This is a genomic window from Nocardioides thalensis (genome assembly GCF_013410655.1).
Lineage (GTDB): Bacteria > Actinomycetota > Actinomycetes > Propionibacteriales > Nocardioidaceae > Nocardioides > Nocardioides thalensis.
The window spans coordinates 2,523,618-2,535,408 of sequence record NZ_JACCFP010000001.1 but is presented as its reverse complement, the minus strand read 5'-3'; the positions used below and the strand labels follow the sequence as shown (position 1 = coordinate 2,535,408).

The following is an 11,791-nucleotide window of genomic DNA, read 5'->3' as shown; positions in this document are numbered from 1 at the left end:
TGGTGGTCAGCGTGCCCTTCGGATAGATTGACTGTCATGACAGTAAAGCAGGTCGGGCGCCCGAGCAAGGTGCAGGAGCGGAGTGCCGAGATCCTGCGGGCGACCGTCGCCGTCGTCGCCCGCGAGGGCCTGGCCGGCGTCACCTTCGCCAAGGTCGCGGAGGAGGCTGGCCTGCGGCGCACGCTCGTGCTGCACTACTTCGGGTCGCGGGAGGAGCTGATCTCGGCGTTCATCGACCACGCGATGGGGGACGTCGGCACCGAGATCCTGCACCGCGGCTCGGGAGAGCACTCGCTGCGCGAGCGGGTGGGGATGATGCTCGCGCCGGGGGCCTACCAGAGCCGCGACGACCTCGTCGTGTGGAAGGAGCTCGTCACGCTGAGCGCGCGCGATCCCGAGGTGGCCGCGCGCATGCGTGAGCTCTGGGACAGCCGCTGGCTCCCCGACCTCGAGGCGCAGCTCGCGGAGGAGCATCCGGGAGCCCCTGCTCCTGCCGTCGCCGCGAGCGCTTACGCGCTGGCCTGCCTCTTCGAGGGCCACTGGGGGTTCAGCCTGCAGGGGGTCGCCGACGATGACCGGACCCGGCACGTGCAGCGGGCCGCACTGATGATCCTCGACCGGCTCGAGGAGTGACGTCGGTGGCGCGACCACTAGCGTGAGCCGCGAGACCTGAGGAGAACCCGTGAAGCTCATCGTCCAGACCCCTCGCGCCGCTGCCGCGCGGGTCCTGCGCCGCGTCACCGGCGCTCCGAGCCCGCTCGACGGCCGCGTCGTGATGATCACCGGCGCCTCGTCGGGCATCGGCAGGGCGACCGCGCTCGCCACCGCGCGGCGCGGTGCCCGCGTGGTCCTCGTCGCGCGACGCGCCGACGCGCTCAAGGAGGTCCGCGCCGAGATCGAGAAGGCTGGGGGAGCGGCGGACGTCTTTCCCTGTGACCTCACCGACGGCCCGGCCGTCGACGCACTGGTCGCCGACGCCCTCGAGGCATACGGCGCCGTCGACTACCTGGTCAACAACGCGGGCCGCTCGATCCGGCGGTCGCTCGACCTGACCTACGACCGGTTCCACGACTTCGAGCGGACGATGGCCGTCAACTACTTCGGTCCGGTGCGCCTGACCATGGGGCTGCTGCCGGCGATGCGCGCCCAGAAGTTCGGGCACGTCGTCAACATCCTCACCTGGGGAGTGCAGATCAAGGCGCCCAAGTTCGCCCCCTACATCGCCTCCAAGGCGGCGCTCGACGTGTTCTCCCGCATCGCCGGGCGGGAGGCGTTCTTCGACAACGTCACGTTCACCAACATGCGGGTGTCGACCGTCGACACCGCGATGACCGCCCCCACGGAGGCGTACGCCGGTCGCGGCCTCTCGCCCGAGACCGTCGCCGAGCGGGTGGTGCGTGCGCTCGAGGACCGGCCGCTGACCGTGAACACGCTGTTCGCCGACGCCTATGAGGTGTTCAACCTGGTCGCGCCACGGCTCAGCGACCTCGGGATGGCGATCGCCCACCGCGCGACCAAGGACTCCGCCGCGGCGCGCGGGCAGGGCGGCTGACGCGGGACTGAGCTGAGCCCGGCGCCGCCGGCCCGGGTCACTCGTGCCGTTGCGGCGCGGGCTGCCGGACGTAGAGCTGGCGCAGCAGGTCGACCAGCGAGGTGATGGGGAGCTCGGGGTCGAAGGCTCGCTGCACGCCGAGGCCGATACCGAGCGACAGCAGGGTCACGGCCGCGTCCTCGGCCGGCATCGGGAGGGTCAGTCCGAGGTCGGCGGCCTGGCGCTCGATCAGGTCCGCGATCGCCGCGGTCACTGCCCGGCGCCGCTCGGCGAGCTGCGCAGTCGCCCCGGCCACGTGCCGGTTGCTGGTGGCGAACTCGACCTCGAGCGTTGTCCAGCCGACGTCACCGATGTTGGCGTCGGCCCAGACGGCGAACGCGTCGAGCTGCTCCTCGACCTCTGTCAGTCCGTCGATCGCGGCGGCCAGGGACACGACCCGGTCCTCGCGGACCGCATCGAGCACGGCGAGGCCGAGCTCGTACTTGGTGCCGAAGTTGGAGTAGACCGCGCCCTTGGAGAACCCCGCCTCGGTGGCGACCTTCTCGAGCGAGGTGACGTTGTAGCCCTGCTCGAGGAACAGCTGCTTGGCGGTCGTCACCAGAGCCTCGCGGGTGCGGGCGTGGGACTCCTTGCGGCTGATCCGGCTCACGAAGAAATCCTAGCATCGGACTACCGTTGGTATTCGAATACCGTTAGTATCCGAAGTATGACGACGCGACGTGCACTCGCCATCGGCTGCGGCGGCACCCTCGGGCTCGCCTGGACGGCCGTGGCGCTGTCCGAGCTGGAACGTGCCCTCGACTGGGACGTCCGCGACGCCCACACCCTGGTCGGCACCTCGGCCGGGGCGGAGCTGGTCGCCGCCATCGGCTCCGGCCGGTCTACGGCGGACCTCCTCGCCGCGCTGGACCACGAGCCCGGGGCGGACTCCCTTCTCACCGGGCACCTCGACACCCATCCCGGGCACCTGCCGCGGTTTCCGGCGATCGGTGTCCCGGCCTGGGGCCTGGTGCGGGCGGGCATCCGCGGCGGCTCGGCGTACACGGCGGTCGCCGGGTTGCTGCCGCGGGGCAGCGCGGACGCCTCCTGGCTGCGTGCCTTCGGGGAGGTGCTGGCCGACCCCGCTACCGGCTGGACGATTCATCCGGACACGCTGATCGTCGCCGCGGACGCCCGCACCGGTCGGCGGGTGGCCTTCGGTGACGCCGACGCGCCCAGCGCAGACCTCGGTGACGCGGTCGCCGCGTCGTGGGCCATCCCGGGCTGGTTCCCTCCCGTCGGGATCGGCGGCCGGAGCTATGTCGACGGCGGAGCGGTCTCCTCGGTCTCGGCCGACCTCCTGCTGGGCCGGGAGGTCGACGAGGTCGTCGTCGTGGCGCCGATGACCACCCACGGCGGCGTCCCGGGCACCGGCCTGTCCCGGCTCGAGCGGCTGCTGCGCAGCCAGATGACCCGCGGGCTCGACCGCGAGGTCGCGATGCTCCGTGACGCCGGCATCCGCGTGATCCGGGTGGAGCCGGGCGCCGACGAGCTGGCCGCGATGGGACCGAACTTCATGGACATCGCCCGGCGGGAGGCCGCGATCGTCGCGGCCCGCCGCGCCCTCCCGGCACGGGTCGCAGCAGCCGTCCGCGCCGCCGACACAGCAGGAGCCACCGCATGAGCACCACCCACCACGAGGTCGTCATCGTCGGCGCCGGCATCTCCGGCATCTGCGCGGCCATCAGGCTGCGGGACGCCGGGGTCACCGACATCGTCGTCCTCGAGAAGGCCGAGACCTACGGCGGCACCTGGCGCGCCAACACCTACCCCGGGTGCGCGTGCGACGTGCCGTCCCGGCTCTACTCCTACTCGTTCGCTCCCAACACCGGCTGGTCGCGCGTCTACTCCGGCCAGGCCGAGATCCTCGCGTACGTCGACGCCGTCGCCCGCGACCACGGGCTCGACGACGTGACCCGGTTCGGCGTCGCCGTCGAGTCGGCGGCCTGGGACGGTCCCGCCGGACGGTGGCGGATCGCGACCTCCGCGGGCGACCTCACCGCGACCTACCTCGTCTCGGCCGCCGGCCCCTGGAACGAGCCCAAGATCCCCGACGTGCCGGGGCTGTCCGCGTTCCCGGGCGAGGTGTTCCACTCCGCGCGCTGGAACCACGACTACGACCTGCGCGGCAAGCGGGTCGCCGTGATCGGGACCGGAGCCTCTGCCGTCCAGTTCGTGCCGGAGATCCAGCCCGACGTCGCCGAGCTCCACCTCTTCCAGCGCACCGCGCACTGGGTCCTCCCGAAGCTCGACCACCCCGTGCCCGGGCCGGAGCAGTGGGCGTTACACAACGTGCCGCTGCTCGCGGCGACGGTGAAGCGGCTGGAGTACTCGATGATGGAGCTCGTGGGGCTCGCGTTCCACCGGCCGCGGCCGCTGATGCACGCGCTCCAGGCGCTCGGCAAGGCCTACCTGCGGGCGGCGGTCCGCGACACCGAGCTGCGGGAGAAGCTGACGCCGGCCTACCTCATCGGTTGCAAGCGGATCCTGTTCTCCAACAACTACCTCCAGACCCTCGGCAGGACGAACGTCGAGGTGCACGCCACCGGAGTCCGCTCGGTCGAGGGCTCCACCGTCGTCGGCGCCGACGGAACCGCCGTCGAGGTCGACGCGATCATCCTCGGCACCGGGTTCCACATCCTCGACATGCCGGTCGCCGAGCTCGTCCGCGGCGCCGACGGCCGCTCGCTGGCCGAGCACTGGGCCGGGTCGCCCGAGGCCTACCTCGGCACGGTCGTGTCCGGGTTCCCCAACGCGTTCATCGTCCTCGGGCCCAGCCTCGGCACCGGGCACACCTCCGCGTTCCAGATCACCGAGGCCCAGGTCTCCTACATCGTTGACGCCATCACCGCCGCCCGCGCGGAGGACCTCGTCCTCGACGTACGACCGGAGGTCCAACAGGCGTACGTCGACGAGGTGCAGGCCGCGCTCGAGGGCACGGCCTACAACGCCAGCTCCTGCAACAGCTACTACCGCGACGCCAACGGCCGCAACAGCTTCGCGTGGCCGTGGTCCAGCAGCGCCCTGGTCCGCCGGGTGAGCCGCTTCGACGTCGCCGCCTACACCACCGCTTCCGCGACCGAGGAGGTCCCCGCATGAGCCGCTTCACCCCGATCGACCTGGACGGCGCGCTGGTCGTCATCACCGGCGCTGCCCGTGGCATCGGCCTGGCCACCGCGCGCGAGTTCGCCGCCGCAGGCGCCCAGGTGGCGATCGGCGACCTCGACCTCGAGCTCGCCCAGGAGGCGGCCGCCGACCTGGGCCCGCAGGTCAGCGCCTACCTGCTCGACGTCACCGACGCGACCTCCTTCGAGACGTTCGTCGCCGCGGCCGAGGAGCACCACGGCTCGCCGGTCGACGTCCTGGTCAACAACGCCGGCATCATGCCGAACGGCGCCTTTCTCGAGGGCACCGAGCGGATCGACCGGATGACGATGGACGTCAACGTCCACGGCGTCATCAACGGCATGCGGATCGTGCTGCCCGGCATGGTCGAGCGCGGCCGCGGTCACGTGGTCAACGTCGCCTCCCTCGCGGGCAAGTTCCCGCTGAAGGGCCTCGCGGTCTACAACGCCAGCAAGTTCGCGGCTGTCGGCCTCACGGCCGCCACCCGTCTCGAGATGGGGGGCACCGGTGTCAGCGTCACCGCGGTGCTGCCGAGCGCGGTCCGCACCGAGCTCAGTTCCGGCATCGACCTCGGTGTCCTGCCGACAGTCGACCCCGAGGACATCGCCCGGGCCGTGGTCGGCTCGGTGCGGACCCGTGCGGCCGAGATCGCCGTCCCTTCGTACGTCGGGCTCGCGACCAAGACGGTGCCGTTCGTCCCAGAGCGGGTGCTCAACGTCCTGCGCAGGCTCACCCACGACGACGCCGCGATCACCCGCGTCGACGAACCCGTACGCCGCCGCTACCTCGACCGCATCGAGAACAAATCCGAGACCGCGAACTGAGGGCGGGGCGCGATCATGCCTGGGGAAGCCCGGCGCCCTCACGCTGAAATGTCAGCAGCCGGGTGTTCTCGTAGTCGATCCGCTCGGACGTCCGCTCCAGCTCGCGAAACATCTCCTTGAGCGTCCGCACTCCGATGGCCGACTGGCGCGTGATGGCCTCCGCGAGCGCGATCGCGGCGGCCTCGGCCTCGGCGGCGGGCACGACCGCCCGGGCCAACCCCAGGCCGACCGCTTCCTCGGGGCTTACGGGTCGACCGGTGTAGATCAGCTCCTTGGCGCGGCTGAGCCCGACGAGTCCCGAGAGCCGTGCCGGACCGACCGGCACGCCGAGGCGGGCACCGGCCCACGCCAGCTTCAGGTTGTCGCCGACGACCCGCAGGTCGCACCCGGCGACGATCTCGGCTCCGGCGCCGACGCAGTTGCCCACGCACACGGCGATCGTCGGCACCGGGACGTGCTCGACGAGTCGGTATAGCTCGGCAAAGGCCTCCATCCGGGCGACGCCTCCCTCGGCATCCAGCGACTCGCCGACGTCGGCGCCGGCACAGAAGGCCGTGGTGGACGTCGTCGAGAGCACGATCGCCCGGAGGTCCGCGTCGTCCGACAGCTCGGCCAGCGTCTTGTTGAGCAACCGGAGCGTCGCGGTGTCGAGGGCGTTGCGCCGGTCCGGTCGGTCGATGCGCAGGATCTCGGTGCCGCCGTCACGGCGTTCCCTGATGAGGCTCATGACGCCGAGTATCGAGGGTGTGGTCGGTCGGCGCGGACGTCCGACCGGCCCGTGACCTCCGCGACCGCCTCCCTGATCTCCTCGAGGTGGGCGTCACGGATCTCGCGCGGTGTGACGTCGTGGTCGAGACAGACCTTCGCCGCGGCCGCGGTGGCGATCGCGTGCTGACCACCGTTGCCCATGAACTTGGTGACTGAACCGGCGACGTGAGTAACACTGATGTGCTTACCTGCCATCATCAGGTTCTCGATCTCGGGCGAGTACAGGCATCGGAACGGCACCTCGAACGGCCTGCCGTCTCGGGTGTCCCACTTCCAGTCCCGGAGGCGGAAGTCGTACTTCTCGTGGCCCGGGTAGTGCAAGCAGAACGCCCCTGAGTTCCACGCGACCGTGTCGTCGAACCTTCGGTGCTCGCGGATGTCGTTCTCGGTCAGGACGTAGGCGCCCTTGTAACGACGGAACTCGCCTTGTCCGGGGACCACGGCCACCCAGTCGAGTGCGAGGTTCGCGTAGGTCTCCGGCTCGAGCGTCTTGACGTTCGCGAACGTGCCGTAGACCGCGCGCAGGAGGTGGTCGCGGATGTGCTCGGCCTCGGTGTACGGGTCGAGGTCGTGACCGTACTCCCAGAAGTGAGTCAGAGGCTTGAGCATCCGCCGGCGGACGTCCGGATCCGGGGTCCGCGCGGGTCCGGCGACCGGGCCTGCTGCGTTGTCGACGCCGGGGCGTTCGAGCTGTCCGCCGAGGTTGGCGAAGTCCTGGGCCACCTCGACTGCCCACGGGACGTCGGGGAAGCCGCACGGATGGTCCAGCTCTCGGGTCCGGAAGAACAAGGTGTTGCCGTGGTGAGAATCGACGCGCTTGTCCGGAGCGAGCGGCTCGTCGAACTCGGCTCTGCTCTCGTAGCCGAACATGGTCTCGGCACCGGCCAGGATGCCGAGGATCGCGGTACCGGTGCAGTCGATGAACATCGCGCCGCGGAATCGGATCTCGCGTCCTGAGTGGGCCTGGCGGGCGTCGACCGCGACAATCCGGTCGCCGTCGCGCACTACGCCGAAGACCTGGTGGTCGAGGAACACCGAGACCGTGGGTTCTGCGCGCAGGAGCTCGAGCGCGGCGAGGTCGCCATTCCTCGACCGCGCGGTCAACGCCGTGATGAGCGGGCCGGTCTCTCCCCGGGGCGTCAGACCGATCTCGATGCTCGCGTTGCCGCCCAGGACCGGGCGGTTCTGGATGAGAGCGACCTTGAGGCCGAGGCGACCTGCCGCGAGCGCGGCTGCCGATCCCGTCACGCCACCGCCGGCGACCACCAGGTCGAACGATCCACCATCGGCCGGATGGTCCGGCAGTCCGCGCAGCTGACGTCGCCAGGCACGAGCCTCGGGATCGATCGCGTTGGGTGGTTCGGCGTCGGTCGTCGTCAGGTAGATGGCATCGCAGCGGCCGTCGAACCCCGTCAGGTCGGTGAGGCGGATCGTGACTCTGCCTGCAGCGAGCTCCACCCGGCCGGCGTTCTCCCAGCTCCAATCACGCCCATTCGCGCCGAGCTCGACCGGCAGCCGCTCGCCGCCGATGCTGACGGTGAAGCGGCCGGGATGGTGGGAGGGCACCCAGTCCTTGGCGCGCACCCACACGCGGTAGGAGCCGGCCCGCTCGACGTCGACGGTTGTCGAGGCGTCTCCGACAGGGATTCCTAGGCCGTGAGCCAGAAGGTACGGCGATCCCATCTCCGACTCGAACTGAGAGTCCAGCGTCCATCCGCCGTAGTCGTCGAACTCCTCGGCCTCCACGAGGATGTGGTGGTGGCGCTGCGGCTCGCGAGAAGGGCTCATGCGTCCGCGGAGGTTGCGGTGGACCTCGACGTACTGCGCACCAGCTCGCGCTTGAGGATCTTCCCGGTCGCGGTCATCGGGAGGCTGGGCACGAACTCGACGATGCGGGGGTACTTGTAGGAGGCCATCTGTTCCCTGGCCCAGGCCACGAGCTCGTCGCTGGTCAGGGGGGAGCTGGGCTGGGGGATCACGAAGGCCTTGACCTCCTCACCGTGGCTCTCGTGCGGCACGCCCACGACGGCGGCGAGGCTGACGCCCGGGTGGGTCAGGAGAACCTCTTCGACCTCTCGGGGATAGACGTTGAAGCCGCCTCGGATGATGAGATCCTTCGATCGGTCGACGATGTAGTAGTAGCCGTCCTCATCGCGGCGGGCGAGGTCACCGGTCCTGAACCAACCGTCCTCGTTGATGACCTGGGCAGTCGCCTCGGATCGCTTGTAGTAGCCCTTCATCACGTTGTGTCCCTTGATGGCGATCTCGCCGACAGCGTCCGGCGACCATTCGATCTCGGCCCAGGAGTCAGGCTGGATGAGCTTCATCTCGACACCGGGAATGGGTGTGCCGATGGAGCCGGGGCGCGGTGGTTCGCCATACGGCGCGAACGAGGCCACGGGGGAGGTCTCGGACAGGCCGTACCCCTCCGCGATCGTGACCCCGAGGCGCTTCTCGACCTCGTGGTGAATCTCGACGGGGAGCGCCGCCCCGCCGGAGATCGCGATGCGGAGGTTCTTCGCCAGGGTCGCCACGTCGGTGTCGTCGTCGAGTGCCCCGAGCAAGCCCCAGTACATCGTCGGCACGCCGGCGAAGACGGTGACCGACTCGCGCAGCATCGCCTCGATCACCGGACCAGGTTCGAAGCGGGGAAGCATCACCACGGTCCCACCGAACGCGAAGGCGCCGTTCTGGATCGTCGTCTGCCCGAAGGAGTGGAAGAGCGGCAGGACGCACAGGTAGGTGTCCGGCCGGCTCTCGTCGCACCCGAACAGAGCCTTGCTCGCCAGCGCGTTGTCCCACATGTTGCGGTGGCGCAGCTCGGCGCCCTTGGGCTGGCCGGTCGTCCCGGAGGTGTAGAGGATGACCGCGGTGTCGTCGGCGTCGGTGAGCACTGTCTCGAAGGTCGTCGGCAGGCCCGCCAGCGCCTGGCCGAGCGTCTCGGCACCCTCGATCGGCGAGGGCGCCGCCGGGTCGGCGACGAGGACGAAGAAGTCCGTGCAGGCGCCGACCTGGTCAAAGCCAGCCGCGGCCTCGGCGCCGATCGGCAGCGCTTCGGTGCCCTCGAAGGCGATCAGCGCCCTCGCATCCGAGTCGTCGAGGTGATAGGCGACCTCGCGCCCCTTCAGCAGCACGTTCAGTGGGACGACCACGGCGCCCGCCTTGAGGATGCCGTAATAGGCGATCGGGAAGTGCGGCAGGTTCGGACACATCAGTGCGACCTTGTCGCCGGGCTGGATCCCGCGCTCCACGAGCAGGTTCGCGACCTGGTTGGCGGCGGCGTCCACCTGGGCGTACGTCATGCGCGTCGCCCCCAGCACCACCGCCTCGCGGTCGGGGTGCTTGCGGGCGGAATGCTCGAGCAGGGTGGCCAGATTCAGCATGGTGGTCCTCACGGGCTTGGAGGTCGGGTCGATCGTCATCACGGGCGGTCGACGAAGATGTCGTACTCGAGCTCGCCGGTCCCGCCGTACGGCGAGAGGTCGGTGACTCCCGCCTCGCGGAGCACCTCCACGTCGAGGAACGTGTTGCCGGAGCACTCGATGGCCGGCCGCTCGAGGATCGCCACCGCGGCGTCGGCCACGATCTCGGGCGACCGGGACCGTTCCAGGGCGGCCTCGCCGCCCAGGATGTTCCGTACTGCGTCGGTGGCGATGTAGGTCTCGGGCCACAGGCAATTGGCGGCCACGCCGTGCGCGGCGTACTCCGCCGCCCACCCGAGGGTCAGCAGCGTCATGCCGTACTTGGCCATGGTGTACGCCGGGTGGGCGCCCAACCAGGCCGGAGAGAGGTTGAGGGGCGGACTGAGCGAAAGGATGTGTGGGTTGGTGCCCTTGCGCAGGTGGGGCAGCGCCTTGCTGGACAGCAGGTACGTACCGCGCAGCTGGATGTCGGTCATCAGCTCGAACCGCTTCGTCGGCAATGCTTCGGTGCCGTCGACCGCCAGCGCGGAGGCGTTGTTGACGACGATGTCGACGCCTCCGAACCTCTCCACCGCCTGCTCCACCGCCCGCTCCACCGACGCCTCGTCGCGTACGTCCCCGACGACCGGGAGCGCGTTGCCGCCTGCAGTCTCGATCTCCGCAGCAGCGGTGTGGATCGTGCCGGACAGGCGCGGGTCCGGAATGTCGGTCTTGGCCAGCAGGACCACGTTGGCGCCACGGCGTGCGGCGGCGACGGCGATCGCCAAACCGATCCCGCGGCTGCCGCCCGACATGAGCAGAGTGCGGCCCGCGAGGCTCATCCGGTGATCTCCTTGCCGAAGATGGTGCGCGCCACGACCCACTTCAGGATCTCGTTGGCGCCTTCGTAGATCTCGCCGATCTTGCTGTCGCGGTAGATCGCCTCGACTGGTCCCGGCGTGCCGTCGGCGCTGAGCTCGCGGGCGAAGCCGAGGCCGCCGAACGCCTGGACGGCATCGCGGGCCATGTCGACCGCGAGCCGGCTGCCGTAGAACTTCGCCATCGAGGCCTCCGGCTCGGGGAACACCTCGCCCGCGTCGCGGCGCAGCGCTGCCTTGAGGTAGAGGGAGCGTGCGTTCTCGATCTCCGTCGCCCGCTCGGCCATGAGGAACTGCCAGTGCTGGTTGCCGGCCAGCTTGCGGCCGAAGGCCTCGCGGGTCGACAGGTGCGCGACGGCGTGGTCGAACGCGGCCTGCGCCATGCCGACGCCGGCGGCCGCGATCCCGATGCGGCCCAGGGTGAGCGTGGCGAGGGCGTGGCGGAGGCCCTGCCCGGGCTCACCGCCAAGGAGGGCGTCGTCCATGAGTTCGACGTCCTCGAACCAGACGTCCGCAGTGAGTTGGCCGCGGTTGCCCATCTTCTGGTCCGGCTGACCGACGCGGACGCCGGGCTGGCTGGTGTCGACGATGAACATCGACAGCCGGTCCTCCGTGCGGGCGAGGGTGACGATGAAGCCGGCGACCGGCGAGTTGGAGATCCATCGCTTGCGCCCGTTGAGCACCCAGGCGTCGCCGTGCCGGACCGCGACCGTCTGCACCGCCTGCGGACTCAGGTCGGACGACGCCTCCGGCTCGGTGGTGGCGAACGCCCCGACCAGGCTGCCCTCCGCGACCGGTCGTAGCCATCGCTGCTGCTGCGCCTCGGTGCCATGGGTCAGCACGCTGCCGGAGAGGATGCAGTGGACGTCGAAGACCGCCGCGATACTGCTGGAGTAGTAGGCGAGCTCCTCGATCGCGACCGCGGTGGCGGTGACCGGGTGCGCCAGGCCGTCTCCGCCGACTTCGGCGGCAAAGGGCACGCGGAAGAGCCCTGCGGAGGCGAGCCCGTCGAAGACGTCGCGGGGGAACCCGTCGACGCGCTCGTCGCCGTTGGCGATCCGTCGCGCGGCCGGTGCCACCACGTCGGCGGCGATCTTCCGGACCCGCTCCCGGATCTCGAGCGTCTCGGCGGGGGAGAGCAAGTCGCGATAGAGGCGGTCGGCCTGGCGGACCGGGTGCTGCGGGGTGGTCATGAGTGCCTTT

11 protein-coding genes are annotated in these 11,791 nt (G+C 70.4%); 5 read left to right on the top strand and 6 right to left on the bottom strand.

Annotation, left to right across the window (positions count from 1 at the left end):
- Positions 1-36: 36 nt before the first annotated feature.
- On the top strand, positions 37-633 hold the full coding sequence (locus tag HNR19_RS12395) for a TetR/AcrR family transcriptional regulator (RefSeq protein WP_179668202.1): 597 nt from the start codon (positions 37-39) through the stop codon (positions 631-633).
- Positions 634-682: 49 nt separating this feature from the next.
- Positions 683-1,552, top strand: coding sequence for an SDR family NAD(P)-dependent oxidoreductase (locus HNR19_RS12390; RefSeq protein WP_343047171.1), 870 nt, complete (start codon positions 683-685; stop codon positions 1,550-1,552).
- 37 nt (positions 1,553-1,589) lie between these two features.
- Here HNR19_RS12390 and HNR19_RS12385 read toward each other — a convergent pair whose 3' ends face one another.
- Positions 1,590-2,201, bottom strand: coding sequence for a TetR family transcriptional regulator (locus HNR19_RS12385; protein ID WP_179668201.1), 612 nt, complete (start codon positions 2,199-2,201; stop codon positions 1,590-1,592).
- 57 nt (positions 2,202-2,258) lie between these two features.
- Between HNR19_RS12385 and HNR19_RS12380 the strand changes: the two genes are divergently transcribed.
- From HNR19_RS12380 to HNR19_RS12370, 3 genes are read left to right on the top strand one after another with little or no spacing between them, the layout of a single operon-like run.
- Positions 2,259-3,215: a patatin-like phospholipase family protein gene (locus HNR19_RS12380; protein WP_179668200.1), complete on the top strand. Its 957-nt coding sequence runs from the start codon at positions 2,259-2,261 to the stop codon at positions 3,213-3,215.
- Positions 3,212-4,690, top strand: coding sequence for a flavin-containing monooxygenase (locus HNR19_RS12375; RefSeq protein WP_179668199.1), 1,479 nt, complete (start codon positions 3,212-3,214; stop codon positions 4,688-4,690). Before HNR19_RS12380 ends, HNR19_RS12375 begins: the two co-directional genes overlap by 4 nt.
- Complete coding sequence (locus tag HNR19_RS12370) at positions 4,687-5,541, top strand: SDR family oxidoreductase (protein ID WP_179668198.1); 855 nt, start codon at positions 4,687-4,689, stop codon at positions 5,539-5,541. Before HNR19_RS12375 ends, HNR19_RS12370 begins: the two co-directional genes overlap by 4 nt.
- A 13-nt stretch (positions 5,542-5,554) precedes the next feature.
- Here the strand turns inward: HNR19_RS12370 and HNR19_RS12365 are convergent, their stop codons facing one another.
- From HNR19_RS12365 to HNR19_RS12345, 5 genes are read right to left on the bottom strand one after another with little or no spacing between them, the layout of a single operon-like run.
- Positions 5,555-6,268: an enoyl-CoA hydratase/isomerase family protein gene (locus tag HNR19_RS12365; protein WP_179668197.1), complete on the bottom strand. Its 714-nt coding sequence runs from the start codon at positions 6,266-6,268 to the stop codon at positions 5,555-5,557.
- Complete coding sequence (locus HNR19_RS12360) at positions 6,265-8,097, bottom strand: FAD-dependent oxidoreductase (protein ID WP_179668196.1); 1,833 nt, start codon at positions 8,095-8,097, stop codon at positions 6,265-6,267. Before HNR19_RS12360 ends, HNR19_RS12365 begins: the two co-directional genes overlap by 4 nt.
- Positions 8,094-9,692, bottom strand: coding sequence for a long-chain-fatty-acid--CoA ligase (locus HNR19_RS12355; protein ID WP_179668195.1), 1,599 nt, complete (start codon positions 9,690-9,692; stop codon positions 8,094-8,096). Before HNR19_RS12355 ends, HNR19_RS12360 begins: the two co-directional genes overlap by 4 nt.
- A 38-nt stretch (positions 9,693-9,730) precedes the next feature.
- Positions 9,731-10,552, bottom strand: coding sequence for an SDR family oxidoreductase (locus tag HNR19_RS12350; RefSeq protein ID WP_179668194.1), 822 nt, complete (start codon positions 10,550-10,552; stop codon positions 9,731-9,733).
- Positions 10,549-11,781, bottom strand: a complete 1,233-nt coding sequence (locus HNR19_RS12345; RefSeq protein WP_179668193.1) for an acyl-CoA dehydrogenase family protein — start codon at positions 11,779-11,781, stop codon at positions 10,549-10,551. Before HNR19_RS12345 ends, HNR19_RS12350 begins: the two co-directional genes overlap by 4 nt.
- Between the last annotated feature and the right edge of the window lie 10 nt (positions 11,782-11,791).